18 protein-coding genes and 1 pseudogene are annotated in these 21,233 nt (G+C 57.7%); 12 read left to right on the forward strand and 7 right to left on the reverse strand.

All coding sequences use genetic code 11. From position 1 onward, the window contains the following. From H7K56_RS06830 to paoA, 3 genes and pseudogenes are all read right to left on the reverse strand, one after another. A pseudogene (locus tag H7K56_RS06830) lies at window positions 1-1,674 on the reverse strand (molybdopterin cofactor-binding domain-containing protein); the annotation flags it as partial. Then, on the reverse strand, window positions 1,671-2,627 hold the full coding sequence (locus H7K56_RS06835) for an FAD binding domain-containing protein (RefSeq protein WP_150360256.1): 957 nt from the start codon (window positions 2,625-2,627) through the stop codon (window positions 1,671-1,673). The gene H7K56_RS06835 and the pseudogene H7K56_RS06830, both read right to left, overlap by 4 nt. Continuing rightward, entirely contained in the window at window positions 2,624-3,244 is a 621-nt protein-coding gene (paoA, locus tag H7K56_RS06840) for an aldehyde dehydrogenase iron-sulfur subunit PaoA (RefSeq protein ID WP_082678673.1), read from the reverse strand. Before paoA ends, H7K56_RS06835 begins: the two co-directional genes overlap by 4 nt. Before the next feature lie 236 nt (window positions 3,245-3,480). Between paoA and cscK the strand changes: the two genes are divergently transcribed. The 5 genes from cscK to H7K56_RS06865 all read left to right on the forward strand — a co-directional run bounded on the left by cscK (window position 3,481) and on the right by H7K56_RS06865 (window position 9,977). Continuing rightward, the gene (gene cscK / locus H7K56_RS06845; RefSeq protein ID WP_150360257.1) at window positions 3,481-4,407 is read left to right on the forward strand and encodes a fructokinase; all 927 of its coding nucleotides are present in this window, start codon (window positions 3,481-3,483) and stop codon (window positions 4,405-4,407) included. A 129-nt stretch (window positions 4,408-4,536) separates the two neighbouring features. Then, window positions 4,537-6,093, forward strand: coding sequence for a carbohydrate porin (locus H7K56_RS06850; protein WP_220496542.1), 1,557 nt, complete (start codon window positions 4,537-4,539; stop codon window positions 6,091-6,093). A 64-nt stretch (window positions 6,094-6,157) separates the two neighbouring features. Beyond that, entirely contained in the window at window positions 6,158-7,528 is a 1,371-nt protein-coding gene (locus tag H7K56_RS06855; RefSeq protein ID WP_021509443.1) for a sucrose-specific PTS transporter subunit IIBC, read from the forward strand. After that, window positions 7,528-8,937, forward strand: a complete 1,410-nt coding sequence (locus H7K56_RS06860) for a sucrose-6-phosphate hydrolase (RefSeq protein ID WP_150360259.1) — start codon at window positions 7,528-7,530, stop codon at window positions 8,935-8,937. The genes H7K56_RS06855 and H7K56_RS06860 overlap by 1 nt, the downstream gene beginning before the upstream one ends. Before the next feature lie 29 nt (window positions 8,938-8,966). Further along, complete coding sequence (locus H7K56_RS06865; RefSeq protein ID WP_058770156.1) at window positions 8,967-9,977, forward strand: substrate-binding domain-containing protein; 1,011 nt, start codon at window positions 8,967-8,969, stop codon at window positions 9,975-9,977. 24 nt (window positions 9,978-10,001) lie between these two features. Here the strand turns inward: H7K56_RS06865 and H7K56_RS06870 are convergent, their stop codons facing one another. After that, window positions 10,002-10,706 carry an MgtC/SapB family protein gene (locus H7K56_RS06870; RefSeq protein WP_150360260.1) on the reverse strand — a complete coding sequence of 235 codons (705 nt, stop codon included), beginning with the start codon at window positions 10,704-10,706 and terminating at the stop codon, window positions 10,002-10,004. A 387-nt stretch (window positions 10,707-11,093) separates the two neighbouring features. Between H7K56_RS06870 and H7K56_RS06875 the strand changes: the two genes are divergently transcribed. Further along, window positions 11,094-11,786, forward strand: a complete 693-nt coding sequence (locus tag H7K56_RS06875) for a hypothetical protein (RefSeq protein ID WP_150360261.1) — start codon at window positions 11,094-11,096, stop codon at window positions 11,784-11,786. A gap of 457 nt (window positions 11,787-12,243) precedes the next feature. On the opposite strand, the gene H7K56_RS06880 is transcribed toward H7K56_RS06875, so the two are convergent. The 3 genes from H7K56_RS06880 to H7K56_RS06890 form a co-directional block, all read right to left on the reverse strand. Beyond that, entirely contained in the window at window positions 12,244-12,798 is a 555-nt protein-coding gene (locus H7K56_RS06880) for a hypothetical protein (RefSeq protein ID WP_150360262.1), read from the reverse strand. Window positions 12,799-13,164: 366 nt separating this feature from the next. Further along, window positions 13,165-13,380, reverse strand: coding sequence for a hypothetical protein (locus H7K56_RS06885; RefSeq protein WP_021509437.1), 216 nt, complete (start codon window positions 13,378-13,380; stop codon window positions 13,165-13,167). Window positions 13,381-13,926: 546 nt separating this feature from the next. Next, a complete protein-coding gene (locus H7K56_RS06890) occupies window positions 13,927-15,003 on the reverse strand; it encodes a LacI family DNA-binding transcriptional regulator (RefSeq protein ID WP_150360263.1) in 1,077 nt (358 codons plus the stop codon). Between the two features lie 195 nt (window positions 15,004-15,198). Between H7K56_RS06890 and H7K56_RS06895 the strand changes: the two genes are divergently transcribed. The 6 genes from H7K56_RS06895 (at window position 15,199) to H7K56_RS06920 (ending at window position 21,155) form a co-directional block, all read left to right on the forward strand. Beyond that, window positions 15,199-16,020 carry an ABC transporter substrate-binding protein gene (locus H7K56_RS06895; RefSeq protein WP_150360264.1) on the forward strand — a complete coding sequence of 274 codons (822 nt, stop codon included), beginning with the start codon at window positions 15,199-15,201 and terminating at the stop codon, window positions 16,018-16,020. Between the two features lie 73 nt (window positions 16,021-16,093). Further along, a complete protein-coding gene (locus H7K56_RS06900; RefSeq protein WP_021509434.1) occupies window positions 16,094-16,900 on the forward strand; it encodes an amino acid ABC transporter permease in 807 nt (268 codons plus the stop codon). Window position 16,901: 1 nt separating this feature from the next. Further along, complete coding sequence (locus H7K56_RS06905) at window positions 16,902-17,648, forward strand: amino acid ABC transporter ATP-binding protein (RefSeq protein WP_150360265.1); 747 nt, start codon at window positions 16,902-16,904, stop codon at window positions 17,646-17,648. Further along, complete coding sequence (locus H7K56_RS06910) at window positions 17,648-18,721, forward strand: Gfo/Idh/MocA family protein (protein ID WP_150360266.1); 1,074 nt, start codon at window positions 17,648-17,650, stop codon at window positions 18,719-18,721. The genes H7K56_RS06905 and H7K56_RS06910 overlap by 1 nt, the downstream gene beginning before the upstream one ends. Before the next feature lie 33 nt (window positions 18,722-18,754). Beyond that, window positions 18,755-19,873: an NAD(P)/FAD-dependent oxidoreductase gene (locus H7K56_RS06915; protein WP_058781470.1), complete on the forward strand. Its 1,119-nt coding sequence runs from the start codon at window positions 18,755-18,757 to the stop codon at window positions 19,871-19,873. Between the two features lie 271 nt (window positions 19,874-20,144). Beyond that, the gene (locus H7K56_RS06920; RefSeq protein WP_150360267.1) at window positions 20,145-21,155 is read left to right on the forward strand and encodes a GlxA family transcriptional regulator; all 1,011 of its coding nucleotides are present in this window, start codon (window positions 20,145-20,147) and stop codon (window positions 21,153-21,155) included. Window positions 21,156-21,233: the final 78 nt, after the last annotated feature.

The raw sequence follows: 21,233 nt of genomic DNA on the forward strand, positions 1-21,233 counted from the left end.
AGTAAGCTGCAGTCGCTGTCCGCTGGCGTGAATGTGCCCATCGGCAAACTCTGCACTTTCCGCATCCAGACCCAACTGTGCGGCAACCTTCTCGCGTAGCCGGACGCAGGCCGCATACACCCCGGCCGTGGAAGTATTGGCTCCCCACTGGCCCCCCGAACCCGCCGAGACAGGAAACGCCGAATCGCCGAGCCGCACGCTGACCTGCTCAATCGGCACGCCCATCATCTCGGCTGCCGTCTGGGCGATGATGGTATAGCTGCCGGTGCCGATATCGGTCATGTCGGTTTCGACAGTGATTGTGCCTTGCGCATCCAGCTGCACGCGCGCGGCAGAGGGCGCCAGCAGGTTGTTACGGAAACCGGCTGCCACGCCCATGCCCACCAGCCAGCGCCCCTCGCGCCGCTGCCCGGGTTGGGCACAGCGCTCAGCCCAGCCAAATTTGCTGGCGCCGGTGCGCAGGCATTGCACCAGCTGGCGGCGTGAAAAGAAGCGCTCCGGATGCAGCGGATCGACCTGTGTATCATTGATGATGCGAAACTCTACCGGGTCGATACCGGCGATGGCGGCCATTTCATCCATGGCAATCTCCAGCGCCATCAGACCGGGCGCTTCACCCGGCGCACGCATCGCGTTGCCCTCGGGCAGATCGAGTTCGGCGAGGCGCAACCCGGTAAGCCGATTGGCGGCGGCATAGAGTAATTCAGTCTGCTGCACCGCAGTTTCCGGCGTTCCGCCCGGCAGATTACCGGACCAGCTTTCATGGGCAATGGCGGTGAGATGGCCATGCGCATCGGTAGCTAATCGGATGCGCTGCCGCGTTGCTGGCCGGTGCGTGGTGTTGTTGGGGATCATCGGGCGCGGCACCATCACCTTCACCGCGCGTCCCACGGCGCGCGCACCCAGAGCCGCCAGCAGCGCATCGCTTCGTAAAAACAGTTTGCTGCCAAAGCCACCGCCGACGTAAGGAGACAGCACGCGCACCTTTTCCATCGGCATGTCGAGTGTGTGCGCCAGGTCGGTGTGGCACCAGTTAATCATCTGATTTGAGGTCCAGACCGTCAGGCGATCGTCCTGCCACAGCGCCATGGAAGCATGCGGTTCCATCGCCATATGGCTTTGATCGGGCGTGGTGTAGGTGGCGTCCAGCGTAAAGGCTGCGCTGTGCAGGGCAGCATCGACGTCGCCCAATGTTTTATCCGGCTCACCTTCGGGTGACGTTGTCACTTCAGGTTGGGCCGCTGCGAGATCGTAAGCCCCCGTTTCAGCCTGGCAGTTAACCTTAACCAGCTGCGCGGCCGCACGTGCCTGCTCGAAAGTCTCCGCAACAACCAGCGCCACAGCCTGGTGATAGTGTTCGATTTGATTATTTGCCAGCAGCGTCGCGGTGTTGCGCTCTGCCTTGTTGAGCTTGCCGGCGGTTGCTCCGGTGACGATGCCGAGCACGCCCGGTGCCTGTGCTGCAGCATGGGTATCAATCGAGAGAATATTGCCTTTGGCAACTGGTGCGCCGACCACATAACCGTAGGCCGTATCCGGTGCTTCAGCGTGCCATTCATAGGCGTAATGCGCCGAGCCGGTGGTTTTCAACGGGCCGTCGATGCGTGCCAGCGGCTGGCCGACGACGCGCTGCTGGTCGATGGGATTGGCGGTTGCTGGTGTGTCAAATTTCATGCGTTGCTCCTCGCTTCCGCGATCGCTGAGGCGAGCGTGCGCTGCGCCAGCAACAGTTTGTATCGGTTGGCTTCAGTGGGACGCGCATCAGCAAACAGCACGTCGCAGACCGCCTGTGCCCCGTGAGGAAGTTGAGCATCCGCCGCCGCGCTGCGCCACGGCTGATGGGCTACGCCGCCGACGGCCACCCGGCCGCCACCCTCAGGCAGGATAACCGCTGCTACTGAGACCAGCGCAAAGGCGTAAGAAGCGCGATCGCGCACCTTACGGTAAATGTGGGTGCCACCCAGCGGTGCAGGCAGGGTAACCGCGACGATCAGCTCACCCGGCTGCAGCACGGTTTCGATATGCGGCGTGTCGCCCGGTGCGCAGTAGAATTCAGCGATGGGAATAGCGCGCTGGCTGCCATCAGGGCTGACGGTTTCAATCACCGCATCCAGCAGTCGCATCGCCACCGCCATATCGCTGGGATGGGTGGCAATACAGGCTTCGCTGACACCCACCACCGCATGTTGGCGGCTGAATCCTTCGCGTGCGGCACAGCCCGTACCCGGCTGACGCTTATTACAGGGTTGATTAACATCGTAAAAATAGGGACAGCGCGTGCGCTGCAGCAGGTTGCCAGCGGTGGTGGCCTGATTGCGCAGCTGGCCTGAAGCGCCCGCCACCAGCGCGCGCGTCAGCACGGCATAGTCGCGCCGGATGCGCGCGTCTGCCGCCAGATCGGTATTGCGCACCAGCGCACCAATACGTAAGCCGCCCCCGGCGATGGGTTCAATGCTATCCAGCGCCAGTCCGTTAACATCAATCAGGTGCGATGGGGTTTCAATTTCCAGCTTCATCAAATCGAGCAGATTGGTACCGCCGGCAATAAAGCGTGCGCCTGGATGCTGCATCGCGCTGCTGGCAGCCTGTGCGGGCGTCGCAGCCCGTTCAAAGGTAAAGGCTCTCATGCTTTCTGGCCTCCGGCGTACTCTTCAATGGCGGCAAGAATGTTGGCATAGGCGCCGCAGCGGCAGATGTTGCCGCTCATGCGCTCACGAATTTCGTCATCGCTCAGCGCTGGCGCGGCAGTCAGATCGCCCGTGACATGGCTGGGAATGCCCGCCGCAATTTCCTGCAGCACCGCCAGCGAGGAGCAGATTTGCCCCGGCGTGCAGTAGCCGCACTGATAGCCGTCGTGGCGGATAAAGGCGGACTGCAGCGGGTGCAGATCATCAGGCGTGCCGACGCCTTCAATGGTGGTCACTTCGGCATCCTGCTGCATCACCGCGAGAGTGAGGCAGGCGTTGATGCGCCGGCCATTGACCAGCACGGTACAGGCACCGCACTGGCCGTGATCGCAGCCTTTTTTGGTGCCGGTCAGATGTAAATGTTCGCGCAGCGCGTCCAGCAGCGTGGTGCGGGTATCGACGTTCAGCTGCTGAGGTTCACCGTTCACCTGCAGCGTGACCGGCACCGTGACAGGGGCCGGCGCGGCGGAACCGGCACCGGCTGTCAGCCGGGCTCGCTCTGTCTCTTCCTGCTGCGGTGAATACCGCTGCGTCTTCTCATCGCGTGGGTTGCTCATGCCTTTGCCTCCGGACAAGTGGCGAAATGAAATCTCAATGACACCGATTTTTATAAGGTTTTGGAAAACTTTAAGCATAGACGTCAATACGCAGACGACCACGCGGCAGGGGAAAACCGATCCCAGCAACGGACAAGTCTGAAGCCTGCCGGACTGTTCACGGTGACAAAGACCCATATTCATGATTAATATGAATGCTTTGCTAAACCGTTTTAGCGATTAAGTGAGACTGAATCATGATGAAACGTATCTGGTGTCTTGGTGATGCCGTAGTGGATTTGCTGCCTGATGACGCGGGCCGTTTGTTGCAGTGTCCCGGCGGCGCGCCCGCCAACGTGGCAGTGGGTATCGCCCGGCTGGCGGGTAACAGCGGATTTATCGGACGGGTGGGTGACGATCCTTTTGGCCAGTTTTTGTGTCGCACGCTGGCGCAGGAAAAGGTGGATGTTTCCCATATGCGCAAAGATGTGCAGCAGCGCACCTCCACGGTGGTCGTGGCCCTGGATGAGTACGGTGAGCGTACCTTCACTTTCATGGTGCGCCCCAGCGCCGACTTGTTTCTCACGCCAGACGATTTGCCGCGGTTTCAGTGTGGCGAGTGGCTGCACTGCTGTTCGATTGCGTTACTCGCCGAGCCGTCGCGCACGGCGGCGTTAACCGCCATGCAGCGCGTGCGTGAGGCGGGCGGTTTTGTCAGCTTCGATCCGAATATCCGTCTTGATTTGTGGTCCGATGCGGCGGAGTTGCTGCAATGCCTCAGTGCGGCCCTGCAACGGGCGGATGTGGTGAAGCTCTCCGTGGAAGAACTGGCCTTTATGACGGACACCGCCGACATTGACAGCGGCATCGCGCAACTGGCGCAGCGCTTCTCTCTTAAATTGTTATTAGTCACGCAGGGCAGCGCTGGCGTGCGTGCCTGTTTTAATGGCCGGCAAACTCACTATCCAGCGCGCGCGGTGATCAGCGTGGATACCACCGGTGCCGGCGATGCCTTCGTGGCGGGACTGCTGTGGGAAATGGCGCAGCGGGGTCTGCCGGCGGATGAAGCGCAGCTGGCGGCCTGCCTGCGCACGGCGCAGGTGTGTGGGGCGCTGGCCACTACCGCCAAAGGCGCGATGACCGCGTTACCCAACTATCAACAGCTACAGCAGCATAGTATCTGAGCCCGCCGTTTTCCCTGTTTTGCGATGTATCTCACATCCACTAAATCGGTTTAGCAAAATCCATTGCGCTTTAAAAAATGGCACCGCTATGATGCGGTGCCTAAATCGGTTTAGCAAAAAATACATCTGATGATAGCCTTGCCTCAGGGATGCAAAACAGTGAAAAAAAGCATAATCGCGATAACCCTTAGTACCGTGTTAGGCTCAGGCTCAGCCTGGGCGGCAGACGACATGAGCAGTATTGAAGCGCGCCTGGCGGCGATGGAAAAACGACTGGCCGCGGCTGAACAGCGTGCCAGCTTAGCGGAGCAGCGCGCGCAGGCGGCGGAACAGCAGGTGCAAAAGCTGGCTGCGGTGCAGCAGCAGAACCCGACGCCGGTTGCCGTGGCACAGACCGAACCGCGCGCCGCTCAGCCTGTTGCGCCCGCCGCCAGCAGCGAGTCAGAGGGCTTTGAGTTTCATGGCTACGCACGCTCTGGCCTGTTGATGAACAGTTCCGCTGCGAAAACTCAGGGCGGGCCCACCCTCACGCCGGCCGGTGAGACCGGCGGTCACGTCGGGCGGCTCGGCAATGAGCCGGATACCTACGTTGAACTTAACCTCGAACATAAACAAACGCTGGCCAACGGTGCCACCACGCGCTTCAAGGCGATGCTGGCCGACGGACAGCGCACCTACAACGACTGGACTGCCGCCAGCAGCGATCTCAACCTGCGTCAGGCGTTTGTCGAACTGGGGCAGCTACCGACCTTCACCGGTGCGTTCAAAGACTCCACGGTGTGGGCCGGTAAGCGTTTCGACCGGGATAACTTCGACATCCACTGGATCGATTCCGATGTGGTGTTCCTCGCCGGAACCGGGGCCGGTATTTACGACATGAAGTGGGGCGATGACGCCCGCAGCAACCTGTCGATTTATGGCCGCACCTTCGGGGACATCGAAAATAACGACAACACCGCGCAAAACTACATCCTGTCGCTGAATAACTTCGTCGGACCACTGCAGCTGATGGTGAGCGGCATGCGCGCGAAAGATAACGATCAGCGCACCGATATTGACGGCAACCGCGTGAAAAGTGATGCCGCCAGTGACGGTGTGCACGCCCTGGTCGGATTGCACAACGACAGCTTCTACGGCCTGGGGGAAGGTTCAGCGAAAACCGCGCTGCTGTACGGTCATGGCCTCGGTGCAGAAGTGAAGAGCATTGGTTCCGACGGCGCGCTGTTGCCGCAGGCGAACACCTGGCGGCTCGCCAGCTACGGCATGACGCCGCTGGGCGCGGGCTGGCACATCGCGCCAGCGCTGCTGGCGCAGAGCAGCAAAGACCGCTATGTCAAAGGCGACAGCTATGAGTGGGCCACCGTGAACCTGCGCCTGATTCAGGCATTTACCCAGAACTTTGAGATGCAGTATGAAGGCTCATATCAGTACATGGATCTGCGGCCTGAAGGCTATAACAATCGTCAGGCTGTCAGCGGCAACTTCTACAAGCTCACCGTCGCCCCCACGCTCAAAGCCAGCGATGTGGGTGAATTCCTCAAGCGTCCGGAAATCCGCCTGTTCGCCAGCTGGATGGACTGGGATCATCGTCTGGATAACTACGCCAGCGATGACGCCTTTGGCAGCACCGGCTTTAATTCCGGTGGCGAGTGGAACTTTGGCGTGCAAATGGAAACCTGGTTCTGATGAAACGGCCCGCATGCGGGCCGCTTAGCGCATGATGGCATAACAACCAAAAACAGAGGTTACTATGGATTTTGTTACTCTTTCCCGGTCGCTGCTGCCGCTGCTGGGAGGCCGGGAAAATATCGCCAGTGCGGCGCACTGTGCCACACGTTTGCGCCTGGTACTGGTGGATGATGCCAAAGCCGACACCGCCGCGATTGGCAAACTGGAGGGTGTGAAGGGCTGTTTTCGCAATGCCGGACAGCTGCAGGTGATTTTTGGCACTGGCGTGGTGAATAAAGTGTATGCCGCGTTTATCCGCGAAGCTGGCATCAGTGAAACCAGTAAATCTGAAGCCGCGGACATCGCCGCGCGCAAGCTCAATCCGTTCCAGCGTATTGCGCGTCTGCTGTCGAACATTTTTGTACCGATCATCCCGGCGATTGTGGCCTCTGGCCTGCTGATGGGACTGCTCGGCATGGTTAAAACCTACGGCTGGGTTAACCCCGACAACGCGCTGTATATCATGCTGGATATGTGCAGCTCGGCGGCCTTTATTATCCTGCCAATCCTGATTGGCTTCACCGCGGCGCGTGAGTTTGGCGGTAACCCGTTCCTCGGCGCCACGCTCGGCGGCATCCTGACGCATCCGGCGCTCACCAACGCCTGGGGCGTGGCGGCCGGCTTCCATACCATGAACTTTTTCGGTATCGAAGTGGCGATGATCGGCTACCAGGGCACGGTGTTTCCGGTGCTGCTGGCGGTGTGGTTTATGAGCGTGCTGGAGAAGCAGCTGCGCCGGGTGATTCCGGACGCGCTGGATCTGATCCTGACGCCGTTCCTGACGGTGATTATCGCCGGCTTCGTTGCGCTGCTGGTGATTGGTCCGGCAGGGCGGATGCTGGGCGATGGTATTTCATTCGTCCTCAGCACGCTGATTGCCCATGCCGGCTGGCTGGCCGGACTGGTGTTTGGCGGGCTTTACTCAGTTATCGTGATCACCGGCGTGCACCACAGCTTCCATGCGATTGAAGCCGGGCTGCTGGGCAATCCGGCGATTGGCGTCAACTTCCTGCTGCCGATTTGGGCGATGGCTAACGTGGCGCAGGGCGGTGCCTGTCTGGCGGTATGGTTCAAAACCAAAGATGTGAAAATCAAAGCGATTTCGCTGCCGTCCGGCTTTTCAGCGCTGCTGGGTATTACCGAGGCGGCGATTTTCGGTATCAACCTGCGCTTTATGAAACCCTTTATCGCCGGCCTGATTGGCGGCGCGCTGGGCGGGGCCTGGGTAGTGTCGGTGCATGTGTACATGACGGCTGTCGGTCTGACCGGGCTGCCGGGCATGGCGATTGTGCAGGCCAGTTCGTTGCTTAACTATGCCATTGGCATGGTGATTGCGTTCAGCAGCGCATTTATGATCTCTTATCTGCTCAAATACAAAACGGACGCGGAATAATGGCGGCTTCTACATTGTTACCCGATATTTTACAGGCGGTGATGCGCGGTCAGCCGCGCGCGCTGAGCGACCCGCATTATCCGGGCTGGCATCTGGCACCCGTCACCGGATTGCTTAACGATCCGAACGGCTTTATCCACTTCGCCGGGCGTTACCATCTGTTCTATCAGTGGAATGCGCTGGGCTGTCAGCATCAGCATAAATGCTGGGGCCACTGGAGTTCCGCCGATCTGCTGCAATGGCAGCATGAACCCATAGCGCTAATGCCGGATGAAGAGTATGACCGCAGCGGCTGCTATTCGGGCAGCGCCGTTGATGACAATGGCGCGCTGACGTTGATCTATACCGGCAACGTGAAGTTTGCCGATGGCGCGCGTACCGCCTGGCAGTGTCTGGCGGTGCAGAATGCGCAGGGCGGCTTTGACAAACTCGGGCCGGTGATCGCGCTGCCCGACGGCTATACCGGACACGTGCGCGACCCGAAAGTGTGGCGGCATGGCGAGCACTGGTTCATGGTGCTGGGCGCGCAGGATTTGCAAAAGCAGGGCAAAGTATTGCTGCTGCGCTCGGCGGACCTGCGGCAGTGGCACAATCTGGGCGAGATTGCCGGCAGCGGCCTGAACGGGCTGGCGGCAGCCAGTTATATGTGGGAATGCCCCGACATGTTTACCCTCGGCGATAGTACGTTCCTGATTTGCTGCCCGCAGGGGCTTGCCCAGGAACAGCATCGTTTTCTCAATGCACATCCGAGCGCGTGGCTGTCCGGCGATCTGGATTATGCTAACGCCCGCTTTAGCCATGGCGAATTGCATGAGCTTGACGCCGGTTTCGAGTTTTACGCGCCGCAAACCACGCTAACCGCCGACGGACGCCGGCTGCTGGTGGGCTGGATGGGCGTGCCGGACGGCGAGGAGATGCTGCAGCCCACGGTGGCCAATGGCTGGATCCATCAGATGACCTGCGTGCGCGAACTGGGCACGCGTGATGGCCGGCTGTTCCAGCGTCCGGTCACTGAACTGCAGGCGCTGCGCAGCGCTGAACAGCACTATCAGGGGCCAGCCGCCGATGCGCCGGTCATTGATGCGCAGCGGCTGGAATTACTGCTGAGCGGGCAGGGCGACATCACCCTGGATTTCGCCGACCAGCTACGGCTGGAGTGGCGCGCCGAGGGGCTGCGGCTCGCACGGCGCAGTCAGGCAAACGGCGAGTGGCAGTTCCGTTACTGGCGCGGCGCGGTGAGTCAGCTCCAGTTACTGTGCGATCACTCCAGCGTCGAGATTTTCATTAATGAAGGGGAAGGGGTGATGAGCAGCCGCTACTTCCCGGCGCATCCGGCGCAATTAACCCTGACCGGACACGCAGAAGTGACGGCGCGCTACTGGTCGTTGCGGCCGGGCATGGTAGAATAAGTCATTGTTTCCTTAACCGATGCACTGACGTGAGAAAAACCAAACGCGTTACCATAGCGGATATCGCCGCGCTGGCGGGGGTGTCCAAAGCCACCGCCAGCCTGGTGCTGAATGGCCGTGGCAAAGAGTTGCGCGTGGCGAAAGAGACGCGTGAACGGGTACTGACGCTGGCGCGCGAACATCACTACCAGGCCAGTATTCACGCGCGCTCGCTGCGCGATAATCGCAGCCATACGCTGGGTTTAGTGGTGCCGGAGATCACCAACCATGGTTTTGCCGTGTTCTCGCACGCGCTGGAAAATCTGTGTCGCGAGGCGGGCTTACAGCTGCTGATCTCCTGCACTGACGAGAACGCCGGGCAGGAGCGGGTGGTGGTGGATAATCTGGTGGCGCGTCAGGTTGATGGGCTGATTGTGGCGTCCAGCATGTTAAGCGACAGTGACTACGTCAAACTGAGCGATCAACTGCCGATCGTGCTGTTTGACCGCTACGTTAATGATACGCAACTGCCGCTGGTGATGACCGATTCGGTCACGCCGACTGCCGAGCTGGTGGAACGGCTGGCGCGCGCCAATCCGGATGAGATTTATTTCCTCGGCGGTCAGCCGCGTCTGTCACCCACCAAAGATCGTCTGGCCGGTTTTATGCAGGGTCTCGAACGGGCAGGTGTGACGCCGCGGCCGGAGTGGATCATTCACGGCAACTATCACCCAAGCAGCGGTTATGAAATGTTTGCCGCACTGTGCGCCCGGCTGGGGCGTCCGCCCAAAGCGATTTTTACCGCCGCCTGCGGTCTGCTGGAAGGAGTGTTGCGTTACATGAGCCAGCATCACCTGCTGCACAGCGACATCCGCGTGGCCAGCTTTGACGACCACTACCTGTATGACTCACTAACTCTGCCGATCGATACCGTCGAACAGGATGTGCCGCGCCTGGCGCAGGAGTGTTTTACGCTGCTCACTACCATGATTAACAGCGATGAACCCATCAGCCAGCATACCGTGCTGCCGGCAACGCTGCGGCTGCGCTTTGGCAGGTAGCGCAGCCGCATCGCGTTTAACGACTCAATCGGTCTCCGGCTCACACACCTGCCATCTGACCGAGCTGACGCCTTTTTCCAGGCTGATGCGGCTGACCAGATTTTCCAGCTGATCGGTCAGGCTGGGTTTACCCAGCACTTCCGCATTCACCGCCATGCGGTGTGAGGGTTCCAGATCCTCACTGTGCAGGGATTGCAGCCGCAGACCGCTGCCGCCAAGGCTGTGCAGCATCAGGCTGCGCACCTGTACCTCATCGGTCGCCAGACAGATGATCTGCACTTTGTAATACTGGCTGGCGTCCTCCGCAGTAATGATGCTTTGCCGGTTGATGCCCTGTGCCAGTTCGCGCAGCAGGATGTTGGCGCACAGAATTACTACGCAACCGATGCCTGCTTCCAGCAGCAAGCCCATGCTGCATAACACGCCAATCGCCGCGGTGCACCACAGCGTGGCGGCGGTGTTAAGGCCGCGCACATTCAGGCCATCGCGCATGATGACGCCACCGCCGAGGAAGCCAATGCCGGAAACCACATAGGCCGCCACGCGCGAGGCATCTGCGGCAATTCCCGGTACGCTTTGCGTCATCAGCACAAACAAACAGGCACCGGTGCTGACCAGCGCATTGGTGCGCAGCCCGGTCAGGCGCTGGCGCAGCTGGCGCTCGCTGCCAATCAGCGCGCCCAGAATCAGCGCGACCGTGACGCGCAATAAAAAGATTTTCCAGTCCATGTCAGACCTCACTCCATCACCGGCGGGCAATGAATGCTCAGAGTTATAAGAATGGATTACAGCGGGGCCAGACAGAACGCAGGAAAAAGGGGGAGGAAAATCCACCGTCTTAACGCAGGGCTAAGACAGCGATGAGGCTATCTCAGCATCGGCACCGATTGTAATCGTGTGGGACAGGTGTCCAATTGTGTATCCTCATCAGTAAAAATTTCGCCGGCATTGTAGACGCTTTGATGCGCCAGAGCGAAGACAAATCGCGCATCGTTTAAGCGGGGTTGAACAGGCATGAGATAATCACGCGTTTTCACCACAATCAGGCTGGAGTATCTGCTAAAAAACGTTTCATAATTAATTATCTGCGCTCATCCAAATACCCTAAGGTCTGACATGCAACCAATCAGTCTGCAAACCCGGTACCGTTCTGCAAACGAGAACACCATTGCGCTGTGGGCGAAAAATGCAGGCATCGGGAACATCCGTGAAGAGAACTATTACGATCCGGTAAAACTGGCGCTTGCCGCAGGGATAAAGCCGTCAGTTTCCTTACCGGTGTTACGTCTGATTGATGAATTACAACAACTCACACAGGCTGATCCGCTTGCCGATACGCTGCCAGTGCAAGGCCTTCATTTTACTTTTTTGCCTCTGACTTTACCGCTGTATAACGTCAACGAGCCTTTACCAGCGAAAGCGGCACAAATGACCACAATCTGGCAGGAATTTGCTGCGAAAAAAATCCTTATCCGGGATCTGCGCTTAGTGGCGTTGCCCAGTCAGTTATTGCTTGCGGGTATACCTGATACGCCTGCGATTGCCATGCGCCAGTCATTCTGCGACAAGATTCTGGATTCAGACTGGAAAAATGAATTGCTGATGCGGCATGGCAACAGCCCGTTGCCGGCACCATTCTGGCACAGCACGTTACTGCGCTACAGCGCTGAGTTTTTACCTGGCATTCTGCGTCAATTCTTTTATGAACGTCAGGACATCAATTTTGCTGAGGTGGCGGGAGAACTGATGCTGGCGAAGACTAATTATAACTGGACGAAGTGTTATCCATTATTGCCAGCGAGGATTTGAATATGGTGAATGCGCCATAACTGGCAGCCTTAAACTAATGGAGCTGTTTATAGATGCTACTGATTTGCCTTTCGCGCCAAAGTGCGCATAATCATGATTATGTTAAATAAGATATCTGATCACGTATCTCAATCCTTCAGTTTCGCCCTTCACGCCTCTTAACAGGCCCACAACGCATTCCACCACGGCGATACTATGTGAAAACTTATCCCACCGGTCCGTTTGATGGACACCACTGCGTTATCCTGGTGCGCATCAATGCGCACCCTACAACTGAATACCCGGTTAGCTTCGCCCTCGGTGCTTCAACTATCTCTTTAGCTCATCCACAATGACAACGCTACGCGAAAACATCCCGTTTATCCCTCAGCGCTTTCGTCAGATTTCACGTAGCGCTATCGATTTGTTTGCTGGATATAGCTAGTTATTTTCAGAAGGTTTTAATCCAGGCAGTTTCTTATTTCATTACAACAATTTCGTTGTCTTTTTTGTCTTCACATTTACCCTTTCTTTTCTCTAATGTATTGACTTCCTTGCCCGGGTTTATATATTCATAGTCAAAAAGTGATTTAATCTCACTATGAAGCATTTTACAGGAATTTTTATCTAAATTTGTGATAATGTAAGCAAAGTATTTCACATCTTTAGATTTACCATCAAGAGGTGGGATTTCTTTTATAAATAAATTTTCCGGGATTTTCATGTCGATATAAAATCTCTTCAACCAGTCAGACCCTTTGCTCTCGTAACTGATATAACTTTCTTCAAGGTTGTTATAGTATCCATTGGACGGTGGAGATATTAAAGCGACTATTTCCGCTGGTTTATAAATGGCTTTTACTCTATTAATTCCTTCGAAGGTGTGATTTATATTTGATACTGTTTCAGCCACCTCAATAGCCATTAACGACGAAGCAGAGATGGAAAATGTCGTTAAATTAACTCCTAATAATATTGCACCAAATCTGCACCCAAATGATTTCAATTTTTTATCAAGCGAAAAATTCATCATGGAATCCTCTTTGTCTAAGTTAAAGTTTATGCTTACATACCTGAATAATATATCAAAAAAGTAAAGTTAATCTTATTTTTCATTTAAAGTTAAATTTATTCAATAAGTTAAGATCGCGCTTCTCGATAATGTTTAAGTAAAAGGATCGGTGTCCGGGCGCATATCACAAATTCACCCTGTCGGCACCGCGAGCCTGAATCGGTGCGCGTCGTTCCTATACTCCAGATCCGGCTTTGCGAGAGGTGAAATGTAGCCCGCGCTGCAAAACAGTCGAGTTCGGGAAACGACATGGCCAGCGATCACGGGTGCTGGCCATCGAGGCGTATTTCGTCGCGTTTCCTTTCTAGCACCGGAATAACCAGCTCATTAGTCGATAAATCCTGTTCGGTTAAAATGCCCGACTGGTAATATAACCCCGCTGCATGCTGTGGCCTGCGGCGCGGCGGCGTTCCAAAGCGCGTCTCGCTGCTGCTGGTCTTGCTGCAGTCGCTGTTGCTGCTGATTCTGAATATAGTTGCGGTCGCCGGGATTCAACGGTGCGGCCAGCGCTGAAGCAGTAAATAAACTGACGCTTAGCGCCATTAACTTTCCTGTATTTGCCATCATAGAAGGCTTAAGTGAAATTGATTGTAAATGTTTTGTAAGCCTGCTTGCTCATAATATCACTTAAACAATCAGAAAGTTCCTGATGAGGGAATAAAACGAGAATGATCTTTTGATAGCACTTAATTTGATGTGGTGTGCTGCGCTAACTCAAATTAAAAGAGAATTGCTTTATAATTGCTGACTAGCGCTGAGATTTATTCGTGGTAATTACAACTATCTCATTAATGGTGGAACTGGATATAAAAACTTACCCACTCTGGCGAATTAATGAAACGGGGGAATCTGCTTGATTACGCCTATGCAGGGTTATCCAGGTGCGCATGAATGCGCACCCTACGGGATATCGCACAATTTGATGTTTCTCCGGTGTGCATGAATGCGCGTCCTGCGAGGCATCGCACAATTTACTGTTTCTCTGAGGCGTATGAAGTAACAAAACCGCGCCGTTTTCTGTAGGGGCGCCATTCATGGCGACCAAAAAAAGCAAGGTGAAATTCCACAAACCCGCTGCCGCACATTGTATCACCGGGCCGACGGATTTTCCCCCACCGAACCGCGCACCACCATCCAGCTGTCAAACGCGGGTAAGACGCCGGGGGATTGCTGGCGGATATGGCAAATCAACCGGCGCGCGGCTTCGCGCCCCATTTCATACACCGGCTGGGCGACCACGGTCAGCGGCGGTGACATCAGCTCGGTCCAGGGAAAATCGTCGTACATCACGAAAGAGATATCTTCGGGTACGCGCAGGCCGCGTTTGGCCAGACCGCGCAGGATGCCCATCGCAATCAGGTTATCGGAGGCAATCAGCGCGCTGGGTGGTTCGGCGAGCGCCAGCAGTTCAGTCAGGATCTGCTCGATGATGGCTTCGCTGAGCGCATTAAGCCGAATCAGCGCTGGATCCAGTTCCTTACCTGCGGCCCGGTAAGCATCAATCATTCCGCTAACACGTTGCGCCACCGGCGTGGGGCCCAGCGTGATTGCCGGCGAATACGGTGCAGCGCTGCGCATGCTGGAGAGATAAGCAATACGCTGATGCCCGGCCGCCAGTAACAGTTCCGTCGCCTGTTTGGCCACTGCGACAAAGTTTGCCTGGATGGTCTCCACCTCCATCCCCTGCACTGCCCGGTCGAACATCATTAATGAACGCCCTTCTGCCAGCACCTGGCGAAGATGTTCGTTATCCTCAAACAATGAGCTGCACGGCGCGACGATGATGCCATCGACGCGTTTATCCAGCATCACGCGCACGGCTTCCCGCTCTTCATCCAGCGTTTCATCGCTGTTACTCAGCAGCAGGTGAAAGCCCGCCTGGCGCGCTACGTCCGCCATGCCGCGCAGCGCGAGGCCAAAGTGCGGGTTTTCAATGTCGCCGACAATCACCCCGATAGTATTGGAGCGGCCGGTGTTCATGCTGCGCGCCAGCTCGTTCGGTCGGTATCCCAGCGCTTCAGCAGCCTGATTCACCCGCGTCTGCACGTCTTCACTGACGGAACCATACCCGCCCAGCGCGCGTGCCGCCTGAGCTTTGGAAACATTGGCGGCTCGGGCGACGTCGGCAACGGTCGGACCGCGTGAACGAGCATTTCCATTGGTCATAATTATTTCGAATCACAAGTTGATAACAACATAATTGACGCTGCAGATAGCGTGTGCTTAATATCAGTATATCCGAATGAGACCGGTCTCACAACCAGAGCCGGTTTCATTTTGCCCCGCGTTGAGACCGGTCTCAATAACAATAAACCGGCTTGGCGAACTCTGAAGTTTCACCTGCACAGACGGAAGAGCCTTATGACATCGCACAAACGTTTCAATCACCTGACCGCCGCCCTGTTCGGCACGGCAATACTGGTTTCCTCCAGCTGGAGCGCCCACGCCGCCAGCGACAGTAATCCCTGGGGTTTGATCGAACCCGGCCATCTCCGCGTTGCCAGCCTCGGCGACGCGAAGCCCTACACCTTCACCGATAAAAACGGCAACTTCACCGGCTTTGACGTCGAATTCTTCAAAAATGTGGCGCATCGCATGGGCATCGATCAGGTGGATTTTATCGGTCAGGACTTCTCCGCCATTCTGCCGGCGGTGGCAAATGGCCAGTATGATGCCGGCGTCGCCGCGATTGGCATCACGCCGCTGCGCGAAAAAACCGTCGATTTCTCCACCGGCTATCTTGCGGGCTATCTGACAGTGCTGACCCGCAGTGATTCCGGGGTGAAAAACGTAGAAACCCTGGCGCATAAACGGCTCGGAGTGATTCAGGGCACGCTGCAGGAGAACTATGCGCTGCAGCACTTCAAACAGACCGATCTGGTGCGTTTCCCCGATAACAACGCAGCGGTGTCCGCGCTGAATAACGGCACGCTGGATGCCATGTTCCTCGACTACGAAGCCGCCAAAGATTATGCCACCCGCTTTAAGCTGGTCACGGCGGCGAACATCCCTTCATTTGACGCGCCTGCGGGTGTCGCCATCGCCAAAGGCAAGCCGGAGTTCAAAGCGGCGCTGGATAAAGCCATCAAAGCGGCGATGCAGGATGGGACCTGGAAACAGCTGTACCAGAAATGGTTCCCGGGTTCGCCAATGCCGCAACAGTATCTGCCCGGCGGCCAATAACCCTGCGCATCGTTATGCGTGAGACTGCATCCGGTGACGGCGCATGTCCGTCACCCGCAACCGAGAATCGGCTATGGATCTGATCACTATTCTTTCCCGTACGTTTTTTGATATTCCATCAATGATGGACGTCCTGCCACAGCTGCTGGCAACCGGACTGGTCAACACCATCATTATCTCCGTGGCGGCCACCGTGCTGGGCACGTTATTCGGCCTGATACTGGCGCTGATGGGCATCTCGCCCTCGCGCTGGCTGCGCGTGCCCGCGCGGCTGTATACCGATCTGTTTCGCGGCTTGCCTTCCATCCTCACCATTCTGTTGATTGGTCAGGGCCTGGCGCGTTTCAGCTATCAGTTGTTTGGTCCGACGCCGTATCCGCTCGGCATTTTTGCCCTGAGCCTGATTGCCAGCGCTTACATGGGCGAGATTTTCCGCTCCGGTATTCAGAGCGTGGAACAGGGGCAGATGGAAGCCTGCCGGGCGCTGGGAATGAGCTATGGCCGGGCGATGCGCCTGGTGATCATTCCGCAGGGCATCCGCCGCGTGTTGCCCGCGATAGTTAATCAGTTCATCGCCATCATCAAAGACTCGTCGCTGGTTTATCTGCTGGGTCTGATGACCGGTCAGCGTGAGCTGTTCCGCGTCGGTCAGGATGCCGCCGTGCTGAGCGGCAACCTGTCACCCCTGATGCTGGCCGGGCTGTTCTATCTGGTGATCACCGTGCCGCTCACCCACGCCGTGAACTACATCGACGTCCGCTACCGTACCGGACGTCGCCGCGCCACCGCGCCACAAAGCGGCCTGAAGGAGCTCGATGAAGTGCAGCAAAAGCGCAACGTGGTTCCGGCGGTCTCCCTTACCAGCGAGCGAGGACACTAATATGGTCATGCCATCTGCATTTCACGGCGCCAGCCTCGAGCTGCGCAATCTGACCCTGGCATACGGCCCGATTGAGGTGCTGCGCAATGTGTCGCTGAGCATCGAACCGGGCACCACCACCTGCATCATCGGTCCCTCGGGATCGGGAAAATCCACCTTACTGCGAGGCATCAATCGCCTGCATGAGCCGAAGAACGGCGATGTCTTACTGGCCGGGCGTTCTGTCCTGAAGGACAAGCCCGATGCGCTGCGGCTGAGAATTGGCATGGTGTTTCAGCATTTCAACCTGTTTCCCGATCACAGCGCGCTGGAAAACGTGGCGCTGGCACCGTGGAAAGTGAAAGGCCGCCCGAAAGCCGAAGCGCTGGAGATTGCCCGTCAGCGGCTGGCCGAAGTGGGTCTTGCTCAGCGAGCGGATCACCGGCCGCGCGATCTCTCCGGTGGCCAGCAGCAGCGCGTGGCAATAGCGCGCGCGCTGGCGATGGAGCCGGAAGTGATGCTGTTCGATGAAGCCACCTCGGCACTCGATCCTGAGCTGGTGAAAGGCGTTCTGACGCTAATGGCTGATCTGTGCCAGCGCGGTATGACCATGGTAGTCGTGACCCATGAGATGGGCTTCGCCCGCCGCGTGGCCGACCAGGTGGTGTTTATGGATGAAGGCGAAATCGTTGAAGCCGGCACGCCGGAACAAATCTTTGACCGACCGCAATCCGCGCGTCTGCAGCGTTTTCTGTCGGAGGTACTGTAATGACACATCTTCAGGTTAGCGGCCCAATCCGCACGGCGCTGGTAGGTTTTGGCGTCGCCGGCAGCGTGTTTCATGCACCGCTGCTTGCCCATAACGCCGACTATCGTCTCGACGTTATCGTTACCGGCGATGCCCAACGCGTAGCGGCGGCGCAGCAACGTTACCCACAGGCGCGCGTGCTGCCGGACTGGCCCGCGCTGCTTAAGGCCATTGATGGCGGCGAGATCGGCATCGATCTCATCGTGCTGGCCACGCCGCCGGCGCAACACGCGGAGCAGGCTGTGCAGGCCAGCCAGCGCGCGATCCATCTGGTGGTGGATAAACCGTTCGCACCAGACGTGCAGGCGGCAGAAATGATGATCGCCGCCGCGCAGCAGGCCAATACCTTGCTCACCGTGTTTCATAACCGACGCTGGGATGGCGACTTTCTGACGTTGCAGCGCCTGGTGCACCAGGAAGCCTTCGGCACCGTAAGGAGTTTTGAGTCGCGTTTCGAGTGGTGGCGACCGCAGGGATTCGGCAACTGGCGTGACAGCGTCACGCTGGCGCAGGGCGGTGGTTTGCTGCTGGATCTCGGCAGCCATCTGATTGACCAGGCCATCCAGCTCTTTGGCCCGGTCGCCCATGCCACGGCAGAGCTGGCGCGCCATTCCGGCCCGCAATCGGACAGCGACGAGGACTGTTTTGTCTCATTGCTGCACCACAACGGCGTGCGCTCGCGGTTGTGGATGAATGGCCAGGCGGCACTGAATGCGCCGCGCTTTCACCTGCTGGGCAGCAAAGGCGCTTTCACCCACTGGGGGCTGGACAATCAGGAGCCGCAGCTGGCGGCTGGCATGTCGCCCGGCGATAGCCAGTACGGCGTCACGCCGGCAGAAAAGGTTGCCCGGGCCGGCACGGTCGGGGCAACCACAACGGTGCCGATTGAACGTGGTCACTACCCCGCTTTCTATCAGCTGTTAGCCAACGCCCTGTTACATGGCGGGCTGCCGCCGGTTGATGCGCGTGAAGCGCTCGGCGTTTTACAGCTTATTGAGCAACTCCATCGGCAGCATCGCGTACGTATTGCCTGAAGGGCGAACATTTTTTAACAGAAGGAATGAATGATGTCTGACAAAACCGTGGCAAAAACCGTCATCGTGCTGGGTGGCGGCATCCTCGGCGTCTCAACCGCCTGGCAACTGGCGCAGGCGGGCGCGCAGGTCACGCTGGTGACGGAAGCGGCACTCTGCTCCGGCGCCACCGGCCGCTCCCTCTCCTGGCTCAACTCCGCCGGCGAGCGTTCGCAGCCTTACCATGCGCTGCGCATGGCGGGCATTGACCGCTATCGCACGCTGTTTGCCCGCCATCCGCAGCTCGACTGGCTGCGCTTCGACGGCGCGATTTACTGGGCCGCAGACGATGACGCGGGCACCAAAGCGCGTCATCACTATGAAAAAGCGCAGGGCTACGACTCAAAGCTGATCAATCGCGCCACGGTCGGTGATGTCGATGCGCAGGTGAATCCGGCCAGTCTGAGTCAGGTGGCGATTGCCAACCCCGGTGAAGGCTGGGTCAGCCTGCCGCATCTGGTTGAGCATCTGGTTCAGGCATTGCGCGCGCTGGGCGGAGAGATCGTTGAGCACGCCGGTAAAGCCAGCGTGATCACCAAAGACGGCCGGGCCAGCGGCATTCGCAGCGAAAAACGCGGTGAGCTGCTGGCCGATCGGGTACTGGTGGCGTGTGGCCCGTGGACGCCGGACGTGGTGGCACCGCTCGGCGTGCACATCCCCAACGGTTCTCCGGTCTCAATGCTGGTAACCAGCCAGCCCGGCGATCACCGGCTGCAGGTGGTAATGAATACGCCGCGCGCGGCGGTCCGGCCCAATCCCGGCAACACCATCGCCGTCGATCACGACTGGTATGAAGAGCACATCGTCGCGCAGGCCGACGGGCAGTACAGCATTGATACTGCAGTCATTAACCAGCTGATGGCCGAAGCGGGTAACCTGATCGCTGACGGTGCACCGCTGAAAGCCAGCAGCTGGAAAATCGGTCTCAAGCCGATTCCTGGCGATGGCGAACCGGTGGTCGGTGAGCTGCAGCAGGTTCCCGGCTGTTTTGTTGTCTTCACCCATTCCGGCGCCACGCTGGCGTTGATCCTCGGTGAGATACTGACGCAGGAGATGCTCACCGGCGTTAAACACCCGATGCTGGCGACCTTCCGCCCGGAAAGATTCAGCTAATGTCAGGACCAGCGCCACAATGATAGTGGCGCTGGCTACGCGCCCTGTTGCCTGTCACACACCGCGACTTTGCCCAATCCCATCGCCTCATCCACGCGCCCTTTCCGCTTCCCTGCTGGTCTGATATCCGCGTATTGCCGGTTTCTTTTCCGATGACAACCGCCAGGGCCAGATAAACTAAGAGTCCGCTATTGAGGCCACAAAGCTTCAGCGGCGGAAAATGTCACATTTTTCACGCAAATCACGACAATCTGAACACAGGAAACCCCTTATGCGTATCGCCATACTCGCCCTGGAAGGCAGCGTACTGTCCGCCGTTGCCGGAATGACCGACCTTTTCTGGATAACCAACAAAGCGATTGCCTCTTCCCCCGTGCACGCCGCACGCTTTCCCGATAAAGCTTTTGAAACGCTGATTGTCAGCGCCAACGGGGATCCGGTGTGGGATACGGAAGGCCGCCTGATTCACATCGACAGCTCATTTCAGGGGGCCGGTGCGGTTGATGTGGTGATTGCGCCCGGCATGTTGCTGGGGCCCGACCTGCAACCGATCAACCTTGACAGTATCCGTCAGGCTGCTGGCTGGTTTAACAAACTCTATCAGCAGGGTTGCTGGATTGCTGCTGCTGGCACCGGTGGCGTGATCCTCGGCGAGGCGGGTTTGCTGAATGACCGTTTCTACACCACCACCTGGTGGGTCAGCCATATGCTGCAGGCGCGCTATCCGCAGGCGCGACTGGCGAAAGGCAAGACGCTGGAGGAAGACGATCGCGTCATTACCAGCGGTGGCTGTTTTTCGTGGATATCGCTGGCCCTGTATATCATTGAAAAAAGCGCCGGCAAGGCGGTGGCGGATCTCACCCGGGAGATGTCGCTGGCCGATAACCCTGTGCTGCACACCCACCTTCCAGGCTCGCCGGGAATGGGGAAAAGCAGCACGCCGTTTCTGGTGCGGGCGCAGGAGATCATCCGCCTGGAAAATCCTGCCATCAATGCCGCGCAACTGGCAGCCGCACTGAACGTTACCGGGCGTACCCTGCAGCGCAGAATGAAAGCCCTGTCGCAGGAGACGCCAAAAGAGTTTATTACCCGCATCCGCATTGAACTGGCCTGTACCATTCTGGCCAGCACCGACGTCAGCGTGCGTCAGACCGCCATGCAGTGCGGCTACAGCGAAGACACCGCCTTCCGTAAAGCCTTCCATCAGGTGATGGCGATGACGCCGGCCCAGTATCGTGAGTGGATAGCACACCGTAAGGCGCAGGTAATTAGCGCTAAATAATACGCCACGCATTTTGAAAGTTTTTTAATTACTTCAAAATTAATGATCCTGAGAAGTTAATTTATTCATATTTTTTGA

The organism is Pantoea dispersa, from assembly GCF_014155765.1.
Classification (GTDB): Bacteria; Pseudomonadota; Gammaproteobacteria; order Enterobacterales; family Enterobacteriaceae; genus Pantoea; species Pantoea dispersa.

What these genes read in the sequence shown, in the direction of transcription:
- H7K56_RS06835 (WP_150360256.1), bottom strand. Translation starts at nt 2,627, where the DNA reads ATGAGAGCCTTTACCTTTGAACGGGCTGCGACGCCCGCACAGGCTGCC.
- paoA (WP_082678673.1), bottom strand. Translation starts at nt 3,244, where the DNA reads ATGAGCAACCCACGCGATGAGAAGACGCAGCGGTATTCACCGCAGCAG.
- cscK (WP_150360257.1), top strand. Translation starts at nt 3,481, where the DNA reads ATGATGAAACGTATCTGGTGTCTTGGTGATGCCGTAGTGGATTTGCTG.
- H7K56_RS06850 (WP_220496542.1), top strand. Translation starts at nt 4,537, where the DNA reads ATGATAGCCTTGCCTCAGGGATGCAAAACAGTGAAAAAAAGCATAATC.
- H7K56_RS06855 (WP_021509443.1), top strand. Translation starts at nt 6,158, where the DNA reads ATGGATTTTGTTACTCTTTCCCGGTCGCTGCTGCCGCTGCTGGGAGGC.
- H7K56_RS06860 (WP_150360259.1), top strand. Translation starts at nt 7,528, where the DNA reads ATGGCGGCTTCTACATTGTTACCCGATATTTTACAGGCGGTGATGCGC.
- H7K56_RS06870 (WP_150360260.1), bottom strand. Translation starts at nt 10,706, where the DNA reads ATGGACTGGAAAATCTTTTTATTGCGCGTCACGGTCGCGCTGATTCTG.
- H7K56_RS06875 (WP_150360261.1), top strand. Translation starts at nt 11,094, where the DNA reads ATGCAACCAATCAGTCTGCAAACCCGGTACCGTTCTGCAAACGAGAAC.
- H7K56_RS06880 (WP_150360262.1), bottom strand. Translation starts at nt 12,798, where the DNA reads ATGATGAATTTTTCGCTTGATAAAAAATTGAAATCATTTGGGTGCAGA.
- H7K56_RS06885 (WP_021509437.1), bottom strand. Translation starts at nt 13,380, where the DNA reads ATGGCGCTAAGCGTCAGTTTATTTACTGCTTCAGCGCTGGCCGCACCG.
- H7K56_RS06890 (WP_150360263.1), bottom strand. Translation starts at nt 15,003, where the DNA reads ATGACCAATGGAAATGCTCGTTCACGCGGTCCGACCGTTGCCGACGTC.
- H7K56_RS06895 (WP_150360264.1), top strand. Translation starts at nt 15,199, where the DNA reads ATGACATCGCACAAACGTTTCAATCACCTGACCGCCGCCCTGTTCGGC.
- H7K56_RS06900 (WP_021509434.1), top strand. Translation starts at nt 16,094, where the DNA reads ATGGATCTGATCACTATTCTTTCCCGTACGTTTTTTGATATTCCATCA.
- H7K56_RS06905 (WP_150360265.1), top strand. Translation starts at nt 16,902, where the DNA reads ATGGTCATGCCATCTGCATTTCACGGCGCCAGCCTCGAGCTGCGCAAT.
- H7K56_RS06910 (WP_150360266.1), top strand. Translation starts at nt 17,648, where the DNA reads ATGACACATCTTCAGGTTAGCGGCCCAATCCGCACGGCGCTGGTAGGT.
- H7K56_RS06915 (WP_058781470.1), top strand. Translation starts at nt 18,755, where the DNA reads ATGTCTGACAAAACCGTGGCAAAAACCGTCATCGTGCTGGGTGGCGGC.
- H7K56_RS06920 (WP_150360267.1), top strand. Translation starts at nt 20,145, where the DNA reads ATGCGTATCGCCATACTCGCCCTGGAAGGCAGCGTACTGTCCGCCGTT.